Genomic DNA, 24,684 nt, shown 5'->3' with positions numbered 1-24,684 from the left:
CTTCCGATCTGGCATCAAGGTGGTATGGCACAGGCCCCTAGGGCAGCACGACAAACAGTGCTATCCCTATAAGGTCAACTATATCGTGATTTCGCGCAGTCCGTCTGGGAAGTACTGGGACTCGTTCTCCTGTGTGGTGAACGTCCCCGACCCGGTGATTGACCCCGCCCTAGACAGGGTGGGGGTTGATAGCGGCCTGAAGGACTTAGTAGTTGGCGTCAACCAGAAAGGGTTCGTCAAGTTCCAGGTCACGGCACCCCGCTACTTTCGCAAGGCGGAGGCACGGATTTCGCGGTTACAACAGGTTTTGGCGGCTAAGCAAAAAGGGAAAACCAACTGGTGGGGCTGGAAACGCTGAATATTCAAGGCATGTTGAGGAATCACTGCCTGGCCAAGTCTGTTTCGGATGCTGCTATCCGAGCGCTGCACGTTTACATCACCTATAAGGGCAAGTGGTACGGAGCTGCCGTTCAATTCATTGAGCGCTGGTTCCCGTCCACCAAGCTTTGCTGGGATTGCGGGTCACTGAACGACAATTTGACGCTCAGTGACCGAGAGTGGAGGTGCCCATCGTGCGGAAGGCAGCATGTTCGCGACGTGACCGCTGCATGGAATATCCTGCAAGAGGCGGTTCGTCTTTTACCGGGGAACCCGGAATTAAGCCCCTAACCGGGGTAGAAGCCTCGCCCTTCTAGGGCGGGGTTCAGTTCACACCAGCCTATACCTATAGCATAGACATCCATTGTCTTGCAGAGCGTTACATTTATTCACAAAATTTTGTCTTGTTGCTGTCGATAGGAGGGGGTTATCGAGCACCATTGCAAGTCACTACTCATTACCGGCGTTGACACTGGTGTCGGTAAAACCGTTATTACGACGGCGCTGTGGAGCTACGGGCAGCGGTATGCCCCCCAGCAGCAGTGGGGAATTTTTAAGCCGATGCAAAGCGGAACCGCCGTTGAGCCGGGCGATCGCCAGCACTATTGTGACACCTTGCCCCTGAACCAAACCCCTGAAGAAGTGTGCCCCGTGAGTTTTGCTGCCCCCCTTGCGCCACCCATGGCTGCACTGCTGGAAGAGCGGCAAATCGACTTAGTCCCAGTGTGGCAGACCTATGAGAAACTTCAGCAACGCTGCGATCGCCTACTCGTTGAAGGGATTGGTGGTTTGGGGTCACCCATTACGTGGGAGTGGACGGTGGCGGATTTGGCGGCAGCATGGCGCTTACCCATTGTGTTAGTGGCAACGGTGCGCTTGGGGGCGATCGCCCAGATTGTGGCCAATGTTGCCCTTGCCCGCCAGTACAAGCTGGAACTGCGCGGCCTGATCTTAAACTGTGTCACCCCGTGCAGCGAGGGCGAGATCCAACAGTGGACACCACCACACTTGCTCACCCAGTTAACTCAAGTGCCGGTACTAGGAGTTTTGCCCTATGGCACTCACTCCCCTGCAGACTTGGCGGCGATCGTGGCGGAATGGCCGCTCGACAACCTCTGGGGTTAAATATCCGGTCACTATAGGAGGGGCTTATGCAGGAGACCGCACAACGCATCGGTACAGTTGCCAAGCAAAGTGGCTTCCCGATTAAAACCATTCGCTACTACGCAGAGTTGGGCTTACTCAAAGTCAGCGGCAGGACAGAGGGGGGCTATCGCCTGTTTAGTAACGATGTCTTTGTGCGCCTGAGCTTTATTAAGCGTGCCCAACACCTCGGCTTAACCCTTGCAGACATCAAAGAACTACTGGATATTTACGATCGCGGTGAATTGCCCTGCGATCGCGTCAAGGAAAAGCTCGTGCAGCAGATAACAGCGGTGGAGCGGCAAATTCAACAGATGCAAGACCTCAAGCAGGAACTGCAAAGGCTTCTACACGGTCGGTCAACCATTGCCCGGCTATCGGAGCACACGATTTGCCCCATTCTTCAGCAGCAACCCTAAGTCCTTGAAAGTAATAGTAGGGCAACCCTTAAAAAGATTCAGTCGCTGTATTGAAAATTTATTTCAATTAGGCTAAGCTCAAAGATGAAAAAACAATGCAAAAAAAAATCCCCCATCATGGGGGGATACATTGGTGCATTGTTGGTGCATTGATGACCAGCACGATCATGGCAGCACAAACAGCTAGAGTACAGGCTCCTTACAACTATTCCTTGAGGCTATCGTTGCCAAGGAAGTGGGCAATATGGTAGGCACGCTCTTCGGTTTTCAGCAGGATTTGATCGTAGAGGTAAGCGGTGGCGCGATCGCCCAAGGACTCCGCCTGAGTTGCCTGTTGCCGCAAAATTTGTATTACCGACTGTTCTGCCGCCAGATCGTGGCTCAACATCTGTCGGCAGCGAAATGCCCCTTCCGGCTCAGGGCTGAAGCAACACAGGGCAGCCAACTGCTCAAAGCCTGCCACGGGAACACCTCCTAAGCCATTCAGGCGTTCCCCTAAATCGTGAACGTGCCCCTGCACCTGCTCGTAGCAATGTTGGAAAAACTCATGTAGTTGGTAAAATTCCGCACCCTCCACCACAAAATGATGTTTTTGATACTGCAAGTACAGGGCTTGAAAACTGGCCAAGAGTCGGTTCATCCCTTCGCAAACAGGAGTCGTCGTGCTGCGATCCAGCAGGACAACAGTGTCAACTATGTCACCAAACCCTTGGCGAGGCAGTGTCGTCGTAGTCATGGGGATAGGCTCCTAAACGGCAGGACTTACCCCCATCCTAAGTGAGCCTAGGGCTATTTTCAACAATGGAGTACTTATTGAATGTCTATAAACCCCATGGTTATTGCAGTTAACTGGCAACTACGCTGGAGCATCTACCAGCGACTGACCCTGTTGGGCATTTCCTGCCGCTATGCGCCCCATCAACCCCTTGAAGTGGAGGTGCACTCCCCCACCACCGCCCTGTATATTTGGTCAGTGGTACGGCAACTGACGGCTGATCGTGCTACCTTGGTAAATTGGTTAGAGCGCTGCTGGCAGCTTCAGGACATTCCCCCTAGCCTTAGCAACTGGGAAGGTGAGGAGCCGACCTCACTCAACTCTTGATTTGCCCGTTGAGCCAATGCACCCACCCCGGCAATTGTGCAATGACAACCCTAATTCCCGTTCCTCTCCCTCATCAGTCCTACTGCATTGCGATTCGTGCCGGCAGCCGCCTAGCCTTACCCCAGCTTTTGGCGGAACACACCCCACTCAGGCCAAATGCACCAGCGCTGATTGTCTCGAACCCACAAATTTGGCGGCATTACGGTTCTGCAATTCAAGCGGTACTAGAGGAGCACGGCTGGCAGGTAACTCCCTGCGTGTTGCCCGCAGGCGAGCGGTATAAAACCTTAAAAACCCTTCAGAAAATCTATGATGCAGCCTTAGCTCAGCGTCTAGAGCGGGGATCTACGCTTTTTGCCTTGGGTGGCGGCGTCATTGGCGATATGACTGGTTTTGCTGCGGCAACGTGGCTACGGGGAATTGCGGTGGTTCAAATCCCCACCAGCCTGTTAGCCATGGTCGATGCCGCCATCGGGGGTAAAACTGGGGTTAACCACCCCCAAGGGAAAAATCTGATTGGGGCGTTTCATCAGCCACGCTTAGTCGTGGTCGATCCAGAGGTGCTGGCCACGCTGCCACCACGGGAGTTTCGTGCCGGTATGGCTGAGGTGATTAAGTATGGTGTCATTTGGGATCCCCAACTATTTGAGCTATTGCAATCCCTCCCCCGCTTAGATCGCATCAGTGCTCTTTCGGTGGATCAACTAGCGTCTATTCTCCAGCACTCCTGTCAGGCCAAGGTCGATGTCGTTAGCAAAGATGAACGGGAAGCAGGACTGCGGGCTATTTTGAACTATGGCCATACCATTGGCCATGCCCTTGAAAGCATGGGGCAGTACCGGGTGTTTAATCATGGGGAAGCGGTGGCTGTGGGGATGGTGGCAGCCGGGGAGTTGGCGATCGCCCTTGGCTACTGGTCTGAGACCGAGGCAGCCGCCCAGCGGCAATTAATCCACAAAGCAAACCTACCTACTACTATCCCGAGCCAGTTTGATGTGCATGGATTAGTTGACCTGCTGCAGCACGACAAAAAGGTACACTCACAAAAAGTACGCTTCATCCTGCCTACCGCCATTGGCCATGCTGAGATTGTTGAACAGGTGCCCAGTGAGTTAATTCTGGCCACCCTCAAAACGCTGCAACGCTGATCTATCACCGACAGTGCCTTAGTCAGGGAGATCTTCTAGAGACAACCCCTTTTTGCTGGCCTTGAGTTGCTTCCAGAGCACGCTTATCTGGTCGAAGGCGTCTTGGGGCGAGATCTTGCCACTGGTTTCTAGGCAGGCAATATAGCTAACTTTGGTGGCAAATTCCTGTAAATTGGCATTAAACACAAAATTGACAGGCGTAAAGTCCCCGTGGTAGGGACGTTGGCAATGTAAAAAATCGTATCTATTCATGATGTCTTATCCTTGTACTCTTATGGCTTAACCTCGCCTTAACTCTATTTTAACCAAATATTTCCGAATGCCTGTAGCACACTGAACACTTCACTAAAAACTAAAAAGCCCCACCTTCGTTCAAAGGTGAGGCACCACAAAAGCAAGGCTAGCCGTGTACTATGGCTGCATTATGCGGTTTTGAATATTGGGGGGCATACTGTTAGGGCTAGGGGAGTACTGATAGCCATAACCGGCATTTTGGGAGTCATCCACAATTTTCGGCGTGACCATCACCACTAGCTCGTTTCGCTGGCGCTGATTGCTTTCGCGCCGGAAGAGCCGCCCCAGGAGGGGAATATCGCCCAAGATCGGAATTTTAGTTACCAGTGACCGGTCTTGATCTTGGATAATCCCAGCCAAAAGCAAGGTTTGCCCATCCCGCAGGCGAATCCGCCCCGACTCCATCCGCCGCTGCGACAAGAGGGTACCGGTAGAGGGGTTGGCAACGCCCGGAAAGACAACGGAGTAGGTACCGCTGGGGGCACTCACCTCGGGGGACAGTTGCAGGGTGACAAAACCATTGTCATCAATCTGATCCACCGTGACGTTAAAGATAACCCCGGCCGGACGAATAATAGGAGTAATGGTGGTTGCTGCAACCGCCGCACCACTACCGGTTCCAGTGGTACTCGCTTGGGACTGAATCCCCGAGAAGATTTCTTGGGTCAGGTTCACCTGCGCGGCACTTCCTTCTTGGATGACAAGGGTAGGATTGGTCAGAATCGTGGCATTACCGGTTTGGATAGATAACTGAAGCTGGGCAAAAAAGTTACTCAGGGCTTGCCCCACCCCTAAGCCAGGCACCGAGAACCCGGGCACACCCACTCCCGGCAATACAAATTGTTGCGGCGGGGCAGTCTGATCATTGACGATGTTGCCAGCGCCATCGAGCGTAACGGTTCGCTCTGGCCCCAGTAAAAATCGCTCCGGTGGGAAGGCGACGGGGGGTTGGATCACTTGGCCGCCGGGAACCCCACTAGGTAAGGTGCCCCGCTGCACGGTTAGACCGGTGGCATCAAAAATTGCCCCAAAGAGGGAGGAGCCAAAGTTAGTGACTAAGTCAGCGTTGGCGGTGCGCCCGCGCAGAAGGTTCACGTCAATGAACTTCACGTTCACCATGACTTGGCGTTTGCGCACATCGAGCTGCTGAATGAGCTGGGTCGCAATTTCTACTTTTCGCGGAGTGCCCACGAGGGTAATTGTATTGGTGCGCGGGTCGCCCATGACTTCTAGGCCGCGCAGGAGAGTACCGCGACACACTTTCTCAAGGTTCGCACCGGCAACGTTAAAGTTAACGGTTTCGTCACAGGCGGGTGCGTTCGGGGCGATCGCTACATCCCGCAGGTTAGCGCCATACATCTCCAACAGTTGCACGGCACCGAGTTGAATATCAATCTCGCCCATGGTGGACTGCCGCGCAACCGAGGTTTCTGCCGTTGCACCAGCACTTCCGCCACTGCCACCAGTACCAACCCCAGCTACCGAGCCACCGGTCTGGGCGATAGAAATCTGTTGCCGGGTGTTGCCCGCTAGACCAAAGACCCGCATTTGATTCAGGCGGATGGTTCGGACAATGCGGTTCTGGGCATCAGGGGGTAAAAACTGACCGACAAAGATGGTTCGCCCTTGGCGATTCGCCTTCAGGTTCGCCACCCGCAGGACATAGTTAAACACATCCTGTACAGACTCATTTTCAATGTCGAGGGAAATGGTGGTTCCCCCAGCATCCCCATTGCCCTCCGGAAAGACGACGTTCATCCCTGCAGCCCGAGCAAGGAGTGATAACACCTCCCGAACGGGGGCTTCCCGCAGCAGTAGGCGGGGAATCCGCTCATTGGTTGCCAACAACACAACGTCAGGATCAGCATTGACGGGGCTAATGAGCATATCGCCAACGGGGGGAGCCACTGCTCGGGGTAAAAAGGGTGGCACTGCCCCAGCACTGGGAGGCATTGCCATCGGCTGTCCTGTCGGGGGAACTTGCGGGCCAGCAGGGCCTTGGGCAGTAATAAAATTCATTTGCAGGCCATCGCGTCCCTCCCGGATCACTTCGGCAATGGGGGCAGCACTAATGCCATTGACTAATACCCGAATGGTTTGGGCATCGAGTTGCACCACTTCCACCGAAGAAATGCCCGGCGCAGGGTTATCTTGACGAAATGCCCCCCCCTGAGGGAGCCGCAGTTGACTGTTGGGAATATCTGCTAAGGATGTGTTGCCGCGATTAATGGTAAAGACCGCTGGCCGCACATTGCCTTGAATGTTGAACAGGAGTTGAATGCCATTAGGTGCCGTCACAAGACGAATCCCAGTAATTTCGGTACTGGTTGCCAAGGTTGGCGTTTGACTTGCGGCAATGATGGCCGTTGTGGCCACCCCCAAACTAAGACGATGTAATAGCTGACTCACGATGCTTGACTCCTCACAAATGCCACCAAAGTTTTGGAAGAATTGTTGCTGCTTGTTTTTGCCGACGCTGTTGAACTCACTCCTAAAATTACGTTACCTCCTGTGATACCATTCGCTACTGCTGTGGCTGCTGTTGTTGCTCTTGCTGCTGCTGTTCACCCCCCTGTTCAGGTGGCGGTGCCAACGCAGCAATTTCCTCGGGAGTCAGGGGAACATAGGCCATGAGCTTGAAGGTGGCAATGACTTCCCCAGGGGTATCGGTGACTCGCTCCATTGTTAGGTTATTGATCACAAGAAAGCTTTGTTGTTGATCAATTTTTTGCATAACTGCAACAACATTCGCGAAGTCACCTTGAATGGTAACGTTGGTCACCTGTCGTCTTAGTTTGGCATTTAATTCGGGGCCAAGGGAGCCATCTTGGACAATTCCTGAAGCTGCACTGTCCGGTTCAAAGCTGTTTAGCTGAGCGCCGCTGTTGAGGATGAGACGATTGATGTCTAACAGCAGGGTGTCCAAGGCATCTTGAGTGGCAAACAGAGAGCGGACATCGGTATTTTCTGCCTTGGCGCGATCTAGAGAAGCGATGACATCGTTTAGCTGCTTGAGGATGACTTCTCGCTGGGAGAGGTCGTTTTCCTGCTGGGTAATTTCTAGCTGCAATTTAGTCGCTTCCTCTGCTTTTGGAGCAATTAATAGTGTTGCTAGGTAAACGGCTCCCCCTAAGCCCACAAGGGCAATTAAAATGCCACTGACAACCGGGGTAAGGGTGACTCCAAACAATGTGGGATAATTTGGCGCAGAGTCTTGAATCGGCGGCCCACCAAAATCACCAGTTAGGGTCATTGCTCTACGACTCCTTTTTCCTTGAGAAACTGAATGCGTGCCACTAAGCCTTCCACGCCATTGGCGGCCAGCTCTTCCAGCAGATCGGAGGCCGGAACCGAGGCGATCGCCGTTTTAATGCTGAAGGAGACCTCTACCGCAGTCTCTTCATTTGCTTTTCCCATGCGATCTGCTTTTACAAGCTCGGTCTCACCACCGTCAAAGAAGGGGGAACGGTTTTGCAACAGCAGGAGGAACTCACTGACATCCTCAAAGGAGACTGCCACCCCTTCAATGGTCAGCTCATTGCCCTTCTCCCCACCTTGGGTAATACGAGTAATTTGCAGTCCGGCTGGGATTTGAGTGGCCATATTACGCATCACTGCTGACCACGGTTTGACTTGGTTGAACACCGTTGCCAAGGCTTTGGTTTCTGCCTGAATGCGATCGGTCTCTTTCTTGAGTTCATCCATGCGCTGGAGATCTGGGGAAATGGCCGCTAAGCGGTCTTGGATACTTTGCTGCTTGGCCTTGAGCTGGTTCAACCACATTTCGGCGCCTATAGAGCCAAGAAGTGCTAGCCCCACAAAGAAGATGGCGGCCACACCACCAATAATGATAGGCACATTGCTGGCACCCCCAGCGACAGGGGTTGCGGCGGCCATGCCACCAATTTCGGGGCGTTCTTTTAGGAGGTTAATCTCGACTGAGTACATGGGGATGCTCCTGAAGTTAGGCTCCGCGTAGGCCCAAGCCAATGACTGTGCCAAGGGCAGGACGTTTTTCTAAGGGTATCTCTTCTGGGGTTTGCAACCCTAACAGGGAAATGGGATCCACAACGGTGGCTGAATAATTGAGCCGTTGGCTAAAGAACTCATCGATTTGGCCAATGCTCGCGCCTGGTCCGGCCAGCAGCAGTTGCGACACTTCGAGGCTTTCGCCTTGGTTGAGGTAAAAGTCGATGGAGCGGCGAATTTCATCTGCTAAATCCGTCAGTACTCGCAGGATGGCTGCACCACTGGGGTTGAGAGCACCTGTGACATCCATGGGTTCAAGGGGCACTGTCAAGTTTTCAATGAGGTCAACCCCCATAGAAGGGGGCAAATTCATGGCACGACTGATGGCCTCCTGCATCTGATCCTTGCCAATCGGGACTTTGCGATTGAACTGGGGGATGCCATCTTTGACAATGCTAATTTCGGTGCCTTCATCGCCAATATCGATAATCGCGGCGGCTTCACCCACAAACTGTTGCAGTGAGTCCCTGAGGGTCCGCATGAGGGCAAAACTGGTGACTTCAAGGGCGGTCAGTTGCAGTCCTGCTTGGGAAAAGGTGGTGATGTAGGCATCAGTGACATCCCGGGGGGTGCCCACCAGCAAAATTTCTACGCGCTCAATGCCGTCTTCATCAAGGGAACTGCCGAGCTTTTGGTAATCGACATCCGCTTCTTCCCGCGGAAAGGGGAGGTAAAGGGGAGCTTCCTGCATCAGCACCACCTCCCGTAGCTCATAGTCGGGTAGCTCCGCAGGCAAGCGAATCAGGCGAATGACGGCCTCATTCATGGGGATAGCACTAATGACCTCTTTTTGTTTAATGCGCTTGTCTTCAATCCCTTGGCGAATGGCATCGGCAACCGCTACGGTGTCAATAATTCGACCTTCAACGATGGCACCTTCACTGAGGGGAACTGAGACAATGGCACTCGCCTTGAGACCCTGCTTCTGCCGCTGGACTTGGACAATATTGACCCGCTCTGGGGTGAGTTCAATCCCCAAGCCTTGCTTTGTTTTTGCAAATAAGTTCCCAAACACAATATCACCCACACTTGGACGTGAATAGTCAAGTTTGCGTCAATGCGCTGCGTGAAGAGTGAGGTGCCGCAATCCACCCTATAAGTCCCAGCCCATTAAGTTCCGAGGGGTGTGGGGGCGAAACCTGTCGCAGTGAAATCTGACGCAATGACATTGGCGCGAATCCCTTGTTAGGGTCATCATAACCAATGGGCATCGGGTCTTTCCAAGGGATTGGTATGGTTCATTAACTGGTTTTATTCATAACTGAGCGATCGCCTAAGCCCTCAATTGACAAGGGTTGAGGCTCTTTTGTTGCTACAAAAAAAGTGGCCTACGGGTAACTTTTTGATCTGGCCTAGCCCACTTTGTAACGATGACGATGTTGCCTTAGATTGTTAAGGGATTTTTACTGCCCACTGTGGTGTGAGGGTTTAAGCCTGATGTCGCCTATGTCCCCACGTGTTGTGAGCGATCGCCCCGCTGTTGAAACTGTTGAGGCACCAGAGCTTGGCGATCGGGGACTGATTCCTCGGGTGCTGGTGCCGGCCTTGCGCTGGTGGCTGCTGTCGCAACTTGATGGGGCTGAGGGGCTCGAGATGGATCTAAGGGTGGGCGATCGCCAACTGCTGCGAGGGCAGTTGCCCTTCGTGCGCTTAGGTGCAACGGTGGCCAGCTATCGTGGTATTCTACTGCGGCAAGTGGCGGTACAGGCAGAGCACATTCGCATCAACTTAGGGCAAGTGGTGCGGGGCAAGCCCCTCAAACTTTTAGCACCAGTGCCGGTTGAGGGCGAACTGATGGTCACCCAAGCGGATCTGCAAGGGTCTGTTGACTCACCCCTGTTGCAATCGGGGTTGCGCTCTCTACTAAGGCACCTACAAAACGAGGGACTGGGAAAAGCAGGGGTTGATCTCAGGGAGTGGCAGATGGTTAGTGCTGCGGTTACCCTGGGAACGGAGCAGCTTGATCTGGCCTTTACGATGCAAACTGCCCAGCAGCAGCAGGCGTCTTGGATTTGTACCACCGGCATCCGACTAGAGGATGAGCGAACCCTGTGCCTGCACCGCCTACAGTGGCAGGGGGAGGCCACAGTCCATCCTCCGGTCACAATTGATTTGGGAGCAGGGGTTGCCCTCCAAGAGCTATCGCTTCAGGCCGGCATCCTAAGAGTGCGGGGTAGGGTTTGCATCTACCCCTAGGGCTTTTAAGAGAGCCGCCACGCGCCCTAAGTCCTTGATTCCGGGGCTGACCTCCACCCCACTAGAAAGATCGATGCCGTGGGGGTGGGTTTGGGCAATGGCTTGGCGGCAATTTTCTGGGGTGATGCCACCGGCCAGCCACCATGGGCAGGCAATACTCAGGTGTTGCAGTAACCGCCAGTCAAAGGGGGTGCCTGTGCCTCCCAATTGCTGGGGATGGTAAGCATCTAGGAGTAGCCGAGTTACATAGGGGATGTAGTGGGGAATGCTCTCTAGGGTGTCTTTGGATTTGACCCGCAAGGCTTTAATGATCTGCACGTGGGGATAGTGTTGCTGCACCTGCTGGCAAAAGGCAGGGGACTCGTGGCCATGGAGTTGGACGGCCTTGATGTTGCTGCGGTGGATGAGGCTGTCTAGCGCTTCAAGGGTTGGATTGGCCACAACGGCAACCGTTAACACCGTCTCCGGCAACTGCTGAGTGATCGCCGCAATGGCGGGCGGTGGAATATAGCGGGGGGAACTGGGAACGCAAATAAACCCAAGGGCGCTGACCCCCATCTGGGCGATCGCCACCGCTTGTTCTGCCCGGGTGAGGCCGCAAATTTTGACCGCGATAGCGTCAAGATCATTGAACATTTGTAACAGGATGCACCGTTTTGTGAACAATTACCGAGGCGGGTTCGCTGGTTCCGTATAATTCATGGGCAATTGTACTCATCTTAGGAGGAACGGTTCCAATGGTGTTAGCCACTCTTCCCGATACAACTTGGTCACCTGCGGTTGGCTTAGTGGTCATTCTGTGTAACTTGTTCGCGATCGCCATTGGTCGCTATGCCATTCAATCACGGGGGAAAGGCCCCGGCTTACCTGTGTCGTTGCCCGCACTGTTTGAAGGCTTTGGGCTGCCAGAACTATTGGCCACCACTAGCTTTGGTCACCTGTTGGCCGCCGGTGTAGTCAGTGGCCTACAGTACTCCGGTGCCCTCTAAGGAAGGAATACCCGCAGCAATATGACGGGAGATGAAGGGTAACACCTCAGTATTTGTGCTGGCACTCCGGTGGTCGATAAACACGACTAAGGTGTAAGGGCACTGCCCCGGCAGTTCAATGTAGGCAGCATCATGGCGCACCCAACTGGTTAACCCGGCCTTTGACCACAGCGTGGCTCCCTGAGGTAACCCTTCTCCCAAAAAGCCCTGCACTTGGTTTTCAGGATCTGCAGCGAGTGCCTCTGGGTCTAAGGAGCGCTGCATCAATGCCAGCATGGCTTGGCTGGCTGCCCCAGACACTGCCACCCCCCCAACAATACTGTGGAGTAGCTTCGCCGTTGCATCGGTGGTGAGGCGATTCCGATTCTGGCGATCGCTGCCGACAAAGTCCTGTTCGCGCCCATAGGGGCCATCACACCAGGTTTTTTGATTGACGTTAATGGCCGCCAATTCTGGCCACCCCAAGGACTGAAAGTAACGATTGACAATATTGCGCTGATACTGCCACGTCCGAAAGGGTTCTGGCGGCAAGCACGGGCCACTGGTAGTACCGCTCAGCATATCCACCACCAGCCCCGTTGCATCATTGCTAGAGTCCACAATCATATCTCGCATGGCTCGCTCTAGCTCTGGGTCGGGCTTGAGCATTCCATTGTGTAGCCATTCATAGCAGGCCACTAAGTAAAAGAGTTTGACAATGCTGGCCGGGTAAAAGGGCACATCCCCGCGATAATTGGCGCCGGGGACAGTGCATTGCCAAAACTCTGCGGCGGTTAAGGCCCCCCCTGTATTTACCGGAATGGGCGGTGGATACACCAGTAGGGTGAGGGCAATGTCTTGCTGCCCTAGCCATGGAAACTGCTGCCATGTGGCTTGCAGCGTGCGGGTTACCAGCTCCGTCAGGTAGGTATTCGCCTGAAAAAATAGCATGCCTTTCCCCTACTCTGGCGATCGCTGGGTTATGCCAACTGCCCCTGAATAGACGAGACCGCGCTCGACATCCATGGTCAAAATTGTGCCCTCGCGAATCAACTGGGTGGCATTTTTCACCCCCACAATCACGGGAATGCCCAAGCGCAACCCAAGGACGGCGGCATGGCTGGTGAGGCTGTCGTCCTCGGTAATAATCCCCGCCGCCTTGCGGATGGCCTCCACTAAATCGGCACTCGTGCGGGGTGCCACCAGAATTTCGCCACTATTAAAGGTACGCACAGGGCTACCATCGTGCACCACCCGCGCTGGCCCACTCACCGACCCATGGCCAATGCCACAGCCACGGCCCATCACTGAGGTCACCAATTCCACCTTAATCATGTCTGTAGAACCGGAGACCCCTTGCAGCGTGCCAGCGGTCATCACCACTAAGTCTCCTTCCGCCAGTAATCCCCGTTCTTGAGCGGCATTAATGGCGGCTTGAAAGGACTGCCGCATCGAGGGATGATCCAAGGTCAGCAGGGGTTCTACCCCCCATACCAACTGTAGTCGTCGCGCCACCTCAATATGGGGAGTGGCGGCCAAAATGGGGATTTGGGGTCGAAATTTCGAGACATTGCGGGCCGTTGCCCCACTTTTGGTTTGGGTAATAATGGCCTTGGCGTGGAGTTGAGCGGCCACCTGCCCCACCGCTTGACTAATGGCATTGGGAATCGATCGCCCCCCTAACGGATCAGTGCTGGGTTGGCGCAGTTGGGGCTGGTTATCAATACGGGCGGCAATGGTGGCCATCATTTTCACCGCTTCTACAGGGTACTCCCCCATGGCGGTTTCGTTAGAGAGCATCACCGCGTCAGTGCCGTCAAGGATAGCATTAGCAACATCAGAAATTTCAGCACGGGTAGGGCGGGGGCTTTTCACCATGCTATCGAGCATTTGGGTGGCCGTAATCACCGGAATTCCTAGGCGGTTGGCAGCGGCAATCAGGCGTTTTTGCAGGATGGGCACCTCCTCCGCCGGCAGTTCGACCCCCAAATCGCCTCGCGCCACCATTACGCCATCGCACAACGAAAGAATGGCATCCATTTGCTCAATGGCTTCGTGCTTTTCAATTTTGGCAATGACGGGCACCTGCTTACCGTGATTAGCAATCAACTCCTTAATTTCCAGCACATCTTGGGGGTTGCGGACAAAACTGAGGGCAACCCAGTCCACCCCCTGATTCAGACCAAACATGAGGTCGTCGCGATCTTTTTCTGTGAGTGCCTTAATTGAGAGATAAACCCCCGGAAAATTCACTCCCTTAGAATTGGACAGCGGCCCCCCCACAACCACTCGGCAGTGCAGTTCCCCAGCGGTTTTGTCCACTTCCTCCACCACCATTTCCACCCGGCCATCATCCAGCAGAATGGTTGCTCCGGCGGGAACCTCTTGGGCAAGGGGAGGGTAGGTAATGGAGCTAATCTGCTGGTTGCCCATGAGAATGCGACTTGTCAAGGTGAAGCGATCGCCCCGCTTGAGGGAAATTGAACCATTCTCAAACCGGCCTAGGCGAATTTTGGGGCCTTGCAGGTCTTGCAGGATACCGACGGGTTGCCCTAGTTCGTAGGAAATTTGTCGAATCAGGCGAATACTGCGCTGATGATCATCGTGGGTGCCGTGGGAAAAGTTGAGGCGAAGTGTAGTGGCTCCCGCTTGGATGAGGGCACGGAGCTTATCCGGCTGGCTCACAGCGGGGCCAATGGTGGCAACAATTTTGGTGCGACGTTTCAACGGCTGGTTGGACATAGTCACTTCATGATTTAAGCCTCAACAGATTACCGTATTTTGCAGAATGCTGAACCACTGGTCATGGCAACCCCTTGACCGATGGGCATCTGATCGGCACTGTCTGATTCTTTATATGCTACTAGCCTACAGCGATTGTTCACCCTTGCCTACGAGCATTACTGCACTAGAGCAAACCAACTGGTCGTTGACTGGGCACGTTGTATTAGAACACAGTGACTCAACCGTTGAGGAGTCCCATCGCCTGTAGCTCTTGACGTAGGCGGTCAGCTTCTGGGGGATGTTGCTGCTGCCAAAGATCAATCGCCGTTTGTAGTTTTTCGAGGGCGGCGTGAACGTGCCCTAAACGCAGGAGTAAGGCACCTTGGTTTTGATAGGCCAACGCAAGGGTGGGATCAAGGGCTTGCAGGCGATCGTAGGTGGTTAAGGCATCCCCCCACCGTTTCAAGTGCTTTTGGGCATCAGCTAACCGCAGGTAGGTGGCTACGTGGCTCAGGGGAGGGGTTGGGGTGTTCAGGGCGGCCTCATAGGCTGCAATCGCCTCAGCCCACTGCTGTTGGGCACTATAGAGGTTGCCTTGGTGGTAGTAGAGTTCATAGGTGACACTGGCGGGGCGATCGCTAGCGTTGAGACCTTGGGCAATACAGGTCTGGGCGCTAGCAAAATCGCCTTCGGCTAAATACACCCCCGCTAGTTTACTCCAGAGGTAGGTATCCGCAGGGTGCTGGCGGAGATAGTTGGCCATGATGCGCTTGGCACGCTCGTGCTTTTGTTGCCGCTGTGCCCCTAGGTAGCCCGAATGAACGATGGCCACTGCGTTCACTTGGCCAACCTGCCAGTGAGGCTCTCGCTGCTGGAGTGCCAAGACGCTATCGTCGATGGTTTCGTGGTAAGGTCGCTGAAAATAGATCTGAGGATGACAACGAAACAGCCTTGACACGTAGGAATAGGGAGGCACCACACCCAATTCCTGCCGCAGCAGGGTAACAGCTAACCACTGGGGCTGTTGGCAAATTGTGGGCAAGGCCTGAACCATCGCTGGTGTCAGGGTTTCATCGGCATCTAGAACCAGCACCCAATCGCTGTGGACATACTTGAGGGCAGCATTACGAGCAGCGGCAAAGTCCTCTTGCCACGGATAATGATAGACCTGCGCTCCCCATGCTTGGGCGATCGCCACGGTCTCATCTTGAGAGCCTGTATCGACAATTACTATTTCATCCACTGCCTCAGCAACACTGGCAAGGCAACCCCCTAACCGTGCTGCCTCGTCCCGCACAATCATGCAAAGGGCAATCGACATAAACTAATTAGAACTAATTAGGAAAATTCACCAACAAGCTGAACTTCCGGGCTGAGCCAAACCGCCCAGCGATCGGCCACGGCAGTTTGAACATAGCGAATTAATTGATAGACCTCTAGAGCCGTTGCACCACCACAGTTAAGGATAAAGTTGGCGTGCTTCTCAGACACTTGGGCACGACCCAGTTGATACCCCTTCAGACCCGTTTGCTCAATCAGCCAACCCGCGGTTCGTTCTCCCGGATTCCGAAAGACACTGCCACAGTTGGGTAAGTGATAGGGTTGGGTGCGCAGGCGATCGTTCAGGTATTTTTGCGTCGTCGCCTTCACGTGATTGGGATCATGGCCAGGTTCCAGTTGCCATGTTGCCTGCAGCACCAGCCGCTGAGTGCCCTGTAACGCAGAGGTGCGATAGTGATACTCCAGTTCACGGGGCGACAGAACCGAAAGGCTACCATCCGCTTCAAGTACTAACGCAGAGACTAACCGCTCCGCAGTGCAGCCGCCATGGGCACCCGCATTCATGACCACAGCTCCGCCCACACTCCCCGGAATACCCACAATCCACTCCAGTCCGCGCCAGCCTAACTTAGCAGCATAGTGCGCTATTTTGGGCAGCGGGTAGCCTGCCCCCACCGTAATTTGACCACTTTCAGGATCAGCTTTAAGATAGCGGAGATATTTGGTCGAAATAACCAGCCCCGCCACCCCTTGATCACTAATCAGCAAATTGGAGCCTGCCCCCAGTACCGTAATCGGCAGGTTTTTGTGCTGTGCCCACTGGTAGGCTATCTGTAGCTCAGACACGGTTCGTGGCTCAACAAACCACTGAGCGCACCCCCCCACGTTGAGGGTTGTCAAATTGGCAAGGGGGACATGGGCTTGCAATGGACAGCCGGTATCGGGAAGATACTGAACAGTCATAGGGCGATCGCCTCAGGCAGGGGAGATAAACGTTCTTGATCAGCCATAATGTCCGGAATCAGTTGATTCAAGTTACCTGCCCCCAAAAACACCACAAGATCCCCTGGTTGCAGAAGCGTGCCTAAATAGGCTTGCACCGCTTCCATCGTGGCGCAGTAGCTAACGGCTGCATGATACTGGCGGGTACACTCGGCCACATCCATACCGCTGATGGTGCCGGGATCAGGCTCACCCGCGCTATAAATATCAGTGAGAATCACCTGATCGGCAGCACTAAACGCTTGACCAAAGGCATCGAGAAAGGCTTGGGTACGGCTGTAGCGATGGGGCTGAAACACGGCCACCAGTCGCCGCCATGGCGAATGACTGCCCACCTGTAGTCGCGCTGCCGCTAGGGTGGCCATAATCTCACTGGGGTGGTGGGCATAGTCATCAATAAAACGAATGCCGTTGACTTGCCCCCGTTCCTCAAACCGTCGCCGCGCCCCCATAAACTCGAGCAGTGCTGCGGCGATCGTGGCAAAGTCAATGCCAAGGTAGCGACCCACCGCAATAACTGCCAAAGCATTTTGGAGATTGTGCGCCCCTAAAACATTGAGTTGCAAAATGCCAAGGGAGGTTCCTCGCTCCCACACCCGGGCGGTCGTTCCATGGGAGCTGTAATAAACATGATCAACACAATAATCAACACCCTCTTGGCGCTGGAGGCTATAGGTCAGCAGGCGCGGATGACACAGGCGATCGCGCACATTGGGGCAATCAGCACAGCCAATGACAATATCCGCTTGGTTAGCAAACTGTTGAAAGGTATTCAAGACCTCTTCAAGGGAAGTGTAATGATCGGGGTGGTCTAGCTCAATATTCGTAATTACGCCAATGTGGGGATGAAACTTCCGCAGGGAGCCGTCGGACTCATCAGCCTCTGCCACCAAATAGCGGCCTTGACCCACGCGGGCATTGCCCTGCCAAGCCGCCACTTCACCGCCAACAATGATTGTCGGGTCTAACCCAGCCCGCAACAGAAGATAAGCAATCATGCTGCTGGTGGTGGTTTTACCATGGGTACCCGCCACGGCAATGCTGTCACAGCGATGCATTAAGGCCGCTAAAACATCGGAGCGGTGAAATACGGGGCAATTCAGTCGCTGAGCCGCTTGATACTCAGGATTATCGTCGCGAATAGCAGTGGAGCAAATAATTTGTGGCAGATCAGGATAGGGATAGGCCTCCAAATTACTAGCTGCTTGGCCAATAAACACCTGTACCCCAAGTTCAGACAACTGCTCAGTGAGGCGATTACTGCGCAGATCCGATCCAGTGACCGTAAACCCCTGTTTCGCCAGAATGTAAGCAAGAGCTGACATCCCAATACCACCGATGCCAATGAAGTGGAATGGACGGTGATTAAACTCCATCACTGGCTGACCCACAGACAACTCCTCACTCCCACCACAATTAACTTATAGATACTTATCAATAGGTATAAACCCTCAGGCTCATCATAGCAGGTGCTCCTCAGTGCCTATGGGCTAATACTGGCAGATCTAAGCAAAATATGTAACCCTCAGTGAGTAATTTTTTCGGTAGTCCTAAAAAATGGAGTGATCGAGACGTAGAGTCTCACTGCGCTTTGGTTCCCTGCCTATCGGTTCTAGGTGTGCCCCATCCCATGCGTCATTGCCACTGCTGCCACCCTGAAGGGGTTTGGTCTTACGTTAGCGCTCCGCGCCGCCAAGGCGATCGCTCCACAGGTTGACACCGTGTGTCCCACGGCCAAACTGTTTATCGCTGCATTCATACATTCATATCTCTGTCATGGTGCGCCGCACACGTGGGACAGTCCCACTCCCGTATATCCAGCGGCAACCGCTCAACGATGTGACCACAATTTCCACAGCGTTTAGAACCGGGAAACCAGCAGTCGATGTTGCAAGGGAACGCTGCTGACTTCAATGAAGTCATTTGTGGCCAAGACTTTGGCTGAGAACTAATTGCTCAACGTGCTCTTTTCCGCCAGATGTCTGAGGTATATCAATCACGTACTCAGAGCACACCAACGAATTTTAGTTTATCGAACCCGGGAACTACCCCAGTCATCTTCATGGCCAATCCTTGCCTGCCCTGTGCACATGGAGCACCGATCGCTAGTGGGCGGCTTGGTTACACTGGTAATTGTTTGGAATCATCAGCCTTGTCCTTGGTGGGCGGTGCATAGGGCAACAAACCGCTATGGAGATGCCATAGACAGGCAAGAACCACTGCTAATATGCTTGAGTGCGGCGTTTTTCGTTGAATTTAGGGGATCATCATGCTACAGATGTCGGCATTCAGTCACACGATTTTGGGCACCTATGCTCTCATTGGTTTTACGATTACAGGGCTATCCTTTTTGCGGTCTTGGGTACAACAGCAGTATAAAGGGTCATTGCACATTCTCAAGGAGCAGTGCGATCGCCTCCGCCAAACGGTCAATAGCCAAAACCAACGCATTGAAGGGCTAAAGGACTTAGTAGCCCGCACCACCGCCCAGCGCGATCGCCAAGCGGTAGAAATCCAGCAACTACGGGCAGAAATTGAACGCTTGAGCACTGGCTACACTGACTTGCACACCCACCAGCAAGCCCTTGAGGCAGAGCTTGCCAGCTATCGTCAACAGGTGCAAGACCTGCAAGCAGAGTTAGCAAACGCTCAGGCAGAAAATGAAGCCCTCCGCGACAGATGCGATCGCCATCGTGCCGAGATGGAGGCAGCTTACGAGCGCAATATCCAGCTAGAGGCATCCTACCAACAGCAGTCTGCCACCTTGGCCACCCTACAGATTGCCCATGCCGAACAGGAAACGCAACTTCAGACCTGCTATACCCATCTGCAGCATCGCGACACAGTGATTGCCACCCTAGAAAACGCCCTTGAGGCACTGCACCAGCAGCACGCTCAGTCCCGCATCTACACCCAGCTCTGGGCGTGGATAAGTGGGGTCATGACTCTTGCGTGCATGATTATGGGGGCGGGTCCGTGGAGTCCGCTACGACCCGTTTGGGAGGCCATCTATCCCCACTTGCCCATGTTTTATTAGAGCACGCCGGACATCGGGAACAGTCGCTCAACAGATGCAGTCCAACGCCATGACTCCCCTAGACAAACGATATTTTGCTAATGTAAACCTCGGATGCACTTCGCAGGGAACTGATCGTGAATATCGCCGAAATTTTTAACCGTGGTGGCTTGGCCATGTGGCCACTACTGATTCTCTCGATCTTGACCTTGGGCACTATTTTTGAGCGGTTATGGTTTTGGAGCATTGTGCTGCGGGGGGAAACAAAACTAGCTGAGCAAATTCTCGATGCCGCCCGCCATGATTGGCAAGAGGCCACGGAACTGGCGGCGAATGCCTGCGATCAACCGATTGGACGCTTTCTTTACACCCCCTTGCAACTTATCGACACGAACCCCGAGATCTTTCGCCTTGCCCTCGAAGCAGCAGCGGACGAAGAACTCAGTGCCATGCGGCGTGGCGAAAAAGTGCTAGAGGCAACCATCACCATGGCACCGCTGTTGGGGCTGCTGGGAACCGTTTTGGGGTTAATTAGCGCCCTGAGTTCTATTCGCTTAGGGGATATTGGCACCCCAGCCACCATGGGGGTCGGATTGGGCATTAGCGAAGCCCTCATTAGTACCGCCTCTGGCTTAGTGGTAGCCATTATTGCCCTTGCCTTTCAGCGTCTCTTTCAGGCATTTTTGTTACAGCAAGCGCAAATCTTTCGTCGCACCGGCAATGAGTTAGAACTCACCTATCGCCAAGAATGGCTGCGCCAAGGGGCTACCAATGAGCCGGAAAAAACCTTTTTTTAGCCGCTGATAGAGAGTACTGTGCTATCCCCTCTCGACATTCGCGATCGCGTCGAGCACCTCAAAGCGAGCCTTCCCCCCACGACTCGCCTCATTGCTGTCAGTAAGTACGCGCCGGTAGCTGCCATGCGAGCGGCCTATGGGGCTGGGATTCGGGATTTTGGCGAAAGTCGCGTCCAAGACGCTGCGGCTAAACGCTTAGAACTGGCGGATCTGACCGACATCACTTGGCACCTGATTGGACACCTGCAAACCAATAAAGTCCGCCAAGCCCTAACACTCTTTGACTGGATTCACACGGTAGATCGCCTGAAACTAGCAGAACGGATCAATGCCATTCTCGCAGAAACCGGGCAGACTGCTCCCCGCTGTTTGCTCCAAGTCAAGCTGCGCCCTGACCCCCACAAGTATGGCTGGGAGCGATCGCAGCTAGAGGCCGCACTGCCCCACTTGGATCGCCTGCCCCACTTACACTGCCATGGGTTAATGACAATTTTGCCCTTGGGACTGCCCCCCACAGAGCAACTGCAGGTTTTTAGGGAACTGCGGGCATGGGGCGAAGCCCTCAGCCGCAAGGGGTGGCAGCGACTGCAATGGCAAGAGTATTCCATGGGGATGACCCAAGATTATCCCTTGGCGGTTCAGGCAGGAGCCACGATGGTACGGATTGGAACAGCGATTTTTGGCAGTAGAACCATTGGGACAAGTTTAATTGAAACAAATTAGCTAAAATGAAAGAGCAGGGCGATCGCGGCATCGGTTCCCTGCTCTTGACTTAGGAGTTAATTAAGACGCTACCCGCGAGCCTCCACCTCAGCAATCTGCAACAGCGTTTTCAACACCGAGTCGGGGTTGAGGCTAATGGAGTCAATCCCTTGGGTGACAAGGAACTCGGCAAACTCAGGATAATCGCTAGGAGCCTGGCCACAGATGCCAATTTTGCGCCCCTTGGCCTTAGCCGTTTGAATGGCTTGTGCCACCATCCGCTTCACGGCTTCATTGCGTTCATCAAAGAGGTGCGCCACCAAGGCAGAGTCACGGTCTAACCCCAGCGTTAACTGCGTCAGGTCATTCGAGCCAATAGAGAAGCCATCAAACACGTCCGCAAAGGCATCCGCCAGCACAACGTTACTGGGGAGTTCACACATGACATAGACCTGCAAGCCATTTTCCCCTTGCTTGAGGCCATGTTTTGCCATTTCCGCCAAGACCCGCTGCCCTTCTTCGGGCGTACGGCAGAAGGGAATCATGAGGATCACATTGGTCAACCCCATTTCATCCCGTACCCGCTTCATCGCTTGGCACTCTAGGGCAAACCCTTCGGCATACTTGGGATCGTAGTAGCGTGAGGCACCCCGCCAGCCAATCATAGGGTTTTCTTCGTGGGGTTCAAATTGGCGGCCGCCCAAGAGGTTGGCATACTCGTTACTCTTGAAGTCCGACATCCGCACCACTACAGGTTTGGGATAAAAGGCGGCGGCGATCGCCCCAATGCCTTGCGCCAGCTTATCAACAAAGAACTCAGCTTTATTGCTGTATTGCTGGGTCAGTTCGGCAATTTTCAGTTTTGCCACCTCATCCTGTAACTCGTCGTAGTGCAACAGCGCCAACGGGTGTGCTTGGATGTGGTTCGCAATAATAAACTCCATCCGTGCTAAGCCCACGCCATCGTTGGGGATGGCGGCCAAACTAAAGGCTTCTTCGGGGTTGCCCACATTCATCAGGATCTGGGTGCGGGTGCGAGGCAGGTTCTCCAGCGCCACTTCCTCTACGTGGAAGGGTAATAAACCACTGTAGATGTGACCTTCTTCCCCTTCGGCGCAGGACACCGTGACCTCTGCCCCATTGGGGATAGCATCAGTGGCATTGCCGCAGCCCACAATGGCTGGAATTCCCATTTCCCGAGCAATAATAGCCGCATGACAGGTACGACCGCCTTGATCGGTGACAATGGCACTGGCTTTTTTCATGATCGGTTCCCAGTCAGGGTCTGTACGGTGGGTCACCAGCACTTCACCCGCTTGAAACTGATCAATATTAGCCACATTGCGGATCACCCGCGCCCGGCCTTGGCCAATCATTTCACCCACAGCACGACCTTTGGCCAGCACGGTTCCTTTCTTTTGCAGGTGGTAGCTGCGCAGAACATTCCCCGCTTTTTGGGACTGCACAGTTTCTGGGCGGGCTTGGACAATAAATAGCTCACCCGTGATACCATCCTTAGCCCACTCGATGTCCATGGGGGTATAGGTGCCCCGCTGTGCAGAATAGTGGTCTTCAATGGCACAGGCCCATTTCCCCAGAGTCAGAATTTCCTCATCGTTAAGGGCAAACTGCTTGCGCAAGGTTTCTGGCACTGGCTCATTACGAGTGAGTTTGGTACCGCCGAGATCGTAAACCATGCGGATTTCTTTGGTGCCGAGAGCTTTTTTGAGGATAGGTTTGTACCCTGCTTTCAGAGTTGGCTTAAAGACAAGGTATTCATCAGGATTCACCGCCCCTTGAACCACGTTTTCCCCTAGGCCATAGGCAGCCGTAATCAAGGCAGCATCCTTAAAACCCGTTTCAGTATCAATGGAGAACATCACCCCCGAACAGGCTAAGTCTGAGCGCACCATTTTTTGTACGCCGACCGACAGCGCCACACTAAAGTGATCAAAGCCTTTGATCTGACGGTAGGAGATGGCACGGTCGGTAAACAGGGACGCAAAGCAGCGATGGCAGGCATCTAAGACCCCTTTGAGGCCATGGACGTTGAGGTAGGTTTCCTGCTGACCGGCAAAACTCGCATCGGGAAGGTCTTCGGCGGTGGCACTAGAGCGCACCGCAACATCGGTATTCGCACCATAGCGATCGCACATATTTTGATAGGCAGCCGCAATCGCATCCGTCAATGCTTGCGGGAAGGGGGTGTGGAGGATCAGTGAACGGATGGCTTGCCCAACGCGATGTAGCTCACCGACATCTTCAACATCCAATCCAGTCAAGAGGCGGCGGAGTTGCTTATCGAGATCCCCGGCTTGGATAAAGTAACGGTAAGCGTAAGCAGTGGTCGCAAAGCCATCTGGAACATTAATCCCCTTCGGGCTAAGCTGTTGCAGCATTTCCCCTAGGGAGGAGTTTTTACCTCCCACTAATGGCAGATCCTTTAAGCTCAGAGAGTTGAGTTCCAGAACAAACGCCGTCTCGCGATCTGCTGCTGTGGTTGTTGATCTGGAGATAGATTGAGTCATTGTTTACTCTCCCAAAAAGTGATTCCAATTAATTCGAAATCTTTGATTGCGATGCTCGATCGAGTTATTGTTTCCTGTCAGTTTTCGTCTTGACAAATCAACTTTCTCCTTGACAACGTAGTACCAACTGACTCTCTCTGGCTGCCTATTGCGTGCCTCGCTGCCCGCAGTTATAGCGTGCCAAAGAAGGTGACTAGACGGTTCTTTGCAGAACGCTCCTACCGCTCTGAGTGTTTATTGCTTCCTCGCAATTGCTTCCTCGCAGCTAGGGTCTAGCACTACCTCCCAAATGCGCCGATGGTCGCGAAAAATTGATCCGTGATGCACACGTAACGTGGTGACTAGGTGGTGGCTAATTTTAACTGGGGCGATCGCCATTGCCTTACAGCTCTATTGTAAACTCCGCAGGCTTCTCTAGGGAGGCGCAGACAACTTTGTACTGCGTTGGTGGCTGTTAAATTGATCGCTCTAGGGTCAGGATGACTCAGTACATCGGGAAGAGAACGCTTTCTTAAGAAATTATTAGAAAATATCTTCTTTTTAAGGGGTTGTTGCATGAAGAGGGGGTGCGAAGGGAAGAGACATGGTAAGTTTCAATGACCACACCAAAACCTGCCATGAAACCTCAATACCGCATCCGCAACTAGCCTGAGTATAACCCCAGATTAACGCCACAGCGAAGCCTGACCCTTTGGCTTGAGGGGTTTGTGCTGAATGCATCGATTGTTAACAATTTCAGCGCTAAATCTGGAGTATCAACGTTTTATAGAAAATGGAGGGCACGGGAACCAGATAAACCCCCTTCCTTCAGGTCGGGGATACAGAATGGTTCCCGCGCCGCTGCAAAGCGGCAGAGTTGATCAACCCTGGCACTCCTCGATATAGCGCTTAACGGTTTGAGCCGACACATTGCCACAGGTTCCCCAATAAAACGACCTGGCCCAAAGCTGATCTTTA

Annotated in this window: 26 protein-coding genes and 1 pseudogene; 11 read left to right on the top strand and 16 right to left on the bottom strand. The window is 53.7% G+C overall.

Annotated features, from left to right (window positions below; all coding sequences use genetic code 11):
* The 4 genes and pseudogenes from L5220_RS09430 to L5220_RS09415 form a co-directional block, all read left to right on the top strand.
* Positions 1–358: pseudogene (locus tag L5220_RS09430) on the top strand (hypothetical protein); the annotation flags it as partial.
* Between the two features lie 11 nt (positions 359–369).
* Positions 370–669: a zinc ribbon domain-containing protein gene (locus tag L5220_RS09425; RefSeq protein WP_499573213.1), complete on the top strand. Its 300-nt coding sequence runs from the start codon at positions 370–372 to the stop codon at positions 667–669.
* 138 nt (positions 670–807) lie between these two features.
* On the top strand, positions 808–1,503 hold the full coding sequence (gene bioD / locus L5220_RS09420) for a dethiobiotin synthase (RefSeq protein ID WP_499573211.1): 696 nt from the start codon (positions 808–810) through the stop codon (positions 1,501–1,503).
* 26 nt (positions 1,504–1,529) lie between these two features.
* Positions 1,530–1,940: a heavy metal-responsive transcriptional regulator gene (locus L5220_RS09415; protein ID WP_499573205.1), complete on the top strand. Its 411-nt coding sequence runs from the start codon at positions 1,530–1,532 to the stop codon at positions 1,938–1,940.
* 205 nt (positions 1,941–2,145) lie between these two features.
* On the opposite strand, the gene dpsA is transcribed toward L5220_RS09415, so the two are convergent.
* The gene (dpsA, locus tag L5220_RS09410) at positions 2,146–2,676 is read right to left on the bottom strand and encodes a DNA starvation/stress protection protein DpsA (protein WP_499573203.1); all 531 of its coding nucleotides are present in this window, start codon (positions 2,674–2,676) and stop codon (positions 2,146–2,148) included.
* Positions 2,677–2,772: 96 nt separating this feature from the next.
* Between dpsA and L5220_RS09405 the strand changes: the two genes are divergently transcribed.
* Together L5220_RS09405 and aroB are read left to right on the top strand one after the other, a co-directional pair.
* Positions 2,773–3,042: an Asr1405/Asl0597 family protein gene (locus tag L5220_RS09405; protein WP_499573201.1), complete on the top strand. Its 270-nt coding sequence runs from the start codon at positions 2,773–2,775 to the stop codon at positions 3,040–3,042.
* 41 nt (positions 3,043–3,083) lie between these two features.
* The gene (gene aroB, locus L5220_RS09400; protein ID WP_499573199.1) at positions 3,084–4,190 is read left to right on the top strand and encodes a 3-dehydroquinate synthase; all 1,107 of its coding nucleotides are present in this window, start codon (positions 3,084–3,086) and stop codon (positions 4,188–4,190) included.
* Between the two features lie 18 nt (positions 4,191–4,208).
* Here the strand turns inward: aroB and L5220_RS09395 are convergent, their stop codons facing one another.
* The 5 genes from L5220_RS09395 to pilM all read right to left on the bottom strand — a co-directional run bounded on the left by L5220_RS09395 (position 4,209) and on the right by pilM (position 9,528).
* Complete coding sequence (locus L5220_RS09395; RefSeq protein ID WP_448526807.1) at positions 4,209–4,442, bottom strand: DUF7219 family protein; 234 nt, start codon at positions 4,440–4,442, stop codon at positions 4,209–4,211.
* A 159-nt stretch (positions 4,443–4,601) separates the two neighbouring features.
* Positions 4,602–6,893: a secretin GspD/PilQ domain-containing protein gene (locus L5220_RS09390; protein WP_499573197.1), complete on the bottom strand. Its 2,292-nt coding sequence runs from the start codon at positions 6,891–6,893 to the stop codon at positions 4,602–4,604.
* A gap of 115 nt (positions 6,894–7,008) precedes the next feature.
* Positions 7,009–7,737, bottom strand: a complete 729-nt coding sequence (locus L5220_RS09385) for a pilus assembly protein PilO (protein ID WP_499573195.1) — start codon at positions 7,735–7,737, stop codon at positions 7,009–7,011.
* Positions 7,734–8,432 carry a PilN domain-containing protein gene (locus L5220_RS09380; RefSeq protein ID WP_448526804.1) on the bottom strand — a complete coding sequence of 233 codons (699 nt, stop codon included), beginning with the start codon at positions 8,430–8,432 and terminating at the stop codon, positions 7,734–7,736. The genes L5220_RS09385 and L5220_RS09380 overlap by 4 nt, the downstream gene beginning before the upstream one ends.
* A gap of 16 nt (positions 8,433–8,448) precedes the next feature.
* The gene (gene pilM / locus L5220_RS09375) at positions 8,449–9,528 is read right to left on the bottom strand and encodes a type IV pilus biogenesis protein PilM (protein ID WP_499573193.1); all 1,080 of its coding nucleotides are present in this window, start codon (positions 9,526–9,528) and stop codon (positions 8,449–8,451) included.
* A gap of 431 nt (positions 9,529–9,959) precedes the next feature.
* On the opposite strand from pilM, the gene L5220_RS09370 reads away from it, so the two are divergent.
* Entirely contained in the window at positions 9,960–10,709 is a 750-nt protein-coding gene (locus tag L5220_RS09370; RefSeq protein ID WP_499573191.1) for an LmeA family phospholipid-binding protein, read from the top strand.
* On the opposite strand, the gene L5220_RS09365 is transcribed toward L5220_RS09370, so the two are convergent.
* A complete protein-coding gene (locus L5220_RS09365) occupies positions 10,674–11,345 on the bottom strand; it encodes a phosphoribosylanthranilate isomerase (protein ID WP_099798355.1) in 672 nt (223 codons plus the stop codon). The genes L5220_RS09370 and L5220_RS09365 overlap by 36 nt on opposite strands.
* Before the next feature lie 101 nt (positions 11,346–11,446).
* Between L5220_RS09365 and psaK the strand changes: the two genes are divergently transcribed.
* Positions 11,447–11,698 carry a photosystem I reaction center subunit PsaK gene (psaK, locus tag L5220_RS09360; protein ID WP_099798354.1) on the top strand — a complete coding sequence of 84 codons (252 nt, stop codon included), beginning with the start codon at positions 11,447–11,449 and terminating at the stop codon, positions 11,696–11,698.
* Here psaK and L5220_RS09355 read toward each other — a convergent pair.
* From L5220_RS09355 to L5220_RS09325, 7 genes are all read right to left on the bottom strand, one after another.
* Positions 11,675–12,628, bottom strand: a complete 954-nt coding sequence (locus L5220_RS09355; protein WP_499573189.1) for a serine hydrolase — start codon at positions 12,626–12,628, stop codon at positions 11,675–11,677. The genes psaK and L5220_RS09355 overlap by 24 nt on opposite strands.
* 9 nt (positions 12,629–12,637) lie before the next feature.
* The gene (gene pyk, locus L5220_RS09350) at positions 12,638–14,419 is read right to left on the bottom strand and encodes a pyruvate kinase (RefSeq protein WP_448526800.1); all 1,782 of its coding nucleotides are present in this window, start codon (positions 14,417–14,419) and stop codon (positions 12,638–12,640) included.
* Positions 14,420–14,639: 220 nt separating this feature from the next.
* Positions 14,640–15,722, bottom strand: a complete 1,083-nt coding sequence (locus L5220_RS09345; protein WP_099798351.1) for a tetratricopeptide repeat-containing glycosyltransferase family 2 protein — start codon at positions 15,720–15,722, stop codon at positions 14,640–14,642.
* A gap of 17 nt (positions 15,723–15,739) precedes the next feature.
* A complete protein-coding gene (murB, locus tag L5220_RS09340; RefSeq protein WP_499573186.1) occupies positions 15,740–16,645 on the bottom strand; it encodes a UDP-N-acetylmuramate dehydrogenase in 906 nt (301 codons plus the stop codon).
* Entirely contained in the window at positions 16,642–18,060 is a 1,419-nt protein-coding gene (gene murC / locus L5220_RS09335) for a UDP-N-acetylmuramate--L-alanine ligase (protein ID WP_499573209.1), read from the bottom strand. Before murC ends, murB begins: the two co-directional genes overlap by 4 nt.
* A 236-nt stretch (positions 18,061–18,296) precedes the next feature.
* A complete protein-coding gene (locus L5220_RS09330; RefSeq protein ID WP_227517557.1) occupies positions 18,297–18,443 on the bottom strand; it encodes a hypothetical protein in 147 nt (48 codons plus the stop codon).
* Entirely contained in the window at positions 18,440–18,607 is a 168-nt protein-coding gene (locus tag L5220_RS09325) for a zinc ribbon domain-containing protein (RefSeq protein WP_499498731.1), read from the bottom strand. Before L5220_RS09325 ends, L5220_RS09330 begins: the two co-directional genes overlap by 4 nt.
* Positions 18,608–18,962: 355 nt before the next feature.
* Between L5220_RS09325 and L5220_RS09320 the strand changes: the two genes are divergently transcribed.
* The 3 genes from L5220_RS09320 to L5220_RS09310 all read left to right on the top strand — a co-directional run bounded on the left by L5220_RS09320 (position 18,963) and on the right by L5220_RS09310 (position 21,220).
* Positions 18,963–19,721, top strand: a complete 759-nt coding sequence (locus L5220_RS09320) for a hypothetical protein (RefSeq protein ID WP_448515076.1) — start codon at positions 18,963–18,965, stop codon at positions 19,719–19,721.
* 116 nt (positions 19,722–19,837) lie between these two features.
* Positions 19,838–20,497: a MotA/TolQ/ExbB proton channel family protein gene (locus L5220_RS09315; RefSeq protein ID WP_099798348.1), complete on the top strand. Its 660-nt coding sequence runs from the start codon at positions 19,838–19,840 to the stop codon at positions 20,495–20,497.
* Positions 20,498–20,515: 18 nt separating this feature from the next.
* Positions 20,516–21,220: a YggS family pyridoxal phosphate-dependent enzyme gene (locus L5220_RS09310; RefSeq protein ID WP_499573184.1), complete on the top strand. Its 705-nt coding sequence runs from the start codon at positions 20,516–20,518 to the stop codon at positions 21,218–21,220.
* 68 nt (positions 21,221–21,288) lie between these two features.
* Here L5220_RS09310 and ppsA read toward each other — a convergent pair whose 3' ends face one another.
* The gene (gene ppsA, locus L5220_RS09305) at positions 21,289–23,727 is read right to left on the bottom strand and encodes a phosphoenolpyruvate synthase (protein WP_499573182.1); all 2,439 of its coding nucleotides are present in this window, start codon (positions 23,725–23,727) and stop codon (positions 21,289–21,291) included.
* 860 nt (positions 23,728–24,587) lie between these two features.
* A partial coding sequence (locus L5220_RS09300) for a transposase (RefSeq protein WP_499573207.1) occupies positions 24,588–24,684 on the bottom strand: 97 nt, incomplete at its 5' end.

Source organism: Synechococcus sp. PCC 6716 (genome assembly GCF_022570815.1).
GTDB classification, from domain to species: Bacteria; Cyanobacteriota; Cyanobacteriia; order Thermosynechococcales; family Thermosynechococcaceae; genus Thermosynechococcus; species Thermosynechococcus lividus.
This window is presented reverse-complemented; position numbering and strand designations above follow the sequence as displayed.

Bases quoted from the DNA above. Each gene is read 5' to 3' on its own strand.
- L5220_RS09355 (WP_499573189.1), bottom strand. From the start codon at position 12,628: ATGCTATTTTTTCAGGCGAATACCTACCTGACGGAGCTGGTAACCCGC.
- psaK (WP_099798354.1), top strand. From the start codon at position 11,447: ATGGTGTTAGCCACTCTTCCCGATACAACTTGGTCACCTGCGGTTGGC.
- L5220_RS09330 (WP_227517557.1), bottom strand. From the start codon at position 18,443: ATGAATGCAGCGATAAACAGTTTGGCCGTGGGACACACGGTGTCAACC.
- ppsA (WP_499573182.1), bottom strand. From the start codon at position 23,727: ATGACTCAATCTATCTCCAGATCAACAACCACAGCAGCAGATCGCGAG.
- L5220_RS09370 (WP_499573191.1), top strand. From the start codon at position 9,960: ATGTCCCCACGTGTTGTGAGCGATCGCCCCGCTGTTGAAACTGTTGAG.
- L5220_RS09405 (WP_499573201.1), top strand. From the start codon at position 2,773: ATGGTTATTGCAGTTAACTGGCAACTACGCTGGAGCATCTACCAGCGA.
- L5220_RS09385 (WP_499573195.1), bottom strand. From the start codon at position 7,737: ATGACCCTAACTGGTGATTTTGGTGGGCCGCCGATTCAAGACTCTGCG.
- murB (WP_499573186.1), bottom strand. From the start codon at position 16,645: ATGACTGTTCAGTATCTTCCCGATACCGGCTGTCCATTGCAAGCCCAT.
- L5220_RS09425 (WP_499573213.1), top strand. From the start codon at position 370: ATGTTGAGGAATCACTGCCTGGCCAAGTCTGTTTCGGATGCTGCTATC.
- L5220_RS09380 (WP_448526804.1), bottom strand. From the start codon at position 8,432: ATGTACTCAGTCGAGATTAACCTCCTAAAAGAACGCCCCGAAATTGGT.
- L5220_RS09325 (WP_499498731.1), bottom strand. From the start codon at position 18,607: ATGACTTCATTGAAGTCAGCAGCGTTCCCTTGCAACATCGACTGCTGG.
- L5220_RS09415 (WP_499573205.1), top strand. From the start codon at position 1,530: ATGCAGGAGACCGCACAACGCATCGGTACAGTTGCCAAGCAAAGTGGC.
- dpsA (WP_499573203.1), bottom strand. From the start codon at position 2,676: ATGACTACGACGACACTGCCTCGCCAAGGGTTTGGTGACATAGTTGAC.
- murC (WP_499573209.1), bottom strand. From the start codon at position 18,060: ATGGAGTTTAATCACCGTCCATTCCACTTCATTGGCATCGGTGGTATT.
- L5220_RS09345 (WP_099798351.1), bottom strand. From the start codon at position 15,722: ATGTCGATTGCCCTTTGCATGATTGTGCGGGACGAGGCAGCACGGTTA.
- L5220_RS09365 (WP_099798355.1), bottom strand. From the start codon at position 11,345: ATGTTCAATGATCTTGACGCTATCGCGGTCAAAATTTGCGGCCTCACC.
- L5220_RS09320 (WP_448515076.1), top strand. From the start codon at position 18,963: ATGTCGGCATTCAGTCACACGATTTTGGGCACCTATGCTCTCATTGGT.
- pyk (WP_448526800.1), bottom strand. From the start codon at position 14,419: ATGTCCAACCAGCCGTTGAAACGTCGCACCAAAATTGTTGCCACCATT.
- aroB (WP_499573199.1), top strand. From the start codon at position 3,084: ATGACAACCCTAATTCCCGTTCCTCTCCCTCATCAGTCCTACTGCATT.
- L5220_RS09395 (WP_448526807.1), bottom strand. From the start codon at position 4,442: ATGAATAGATACGATTTTTTACATTGCCAACGTCCCTACCACGGGGAC.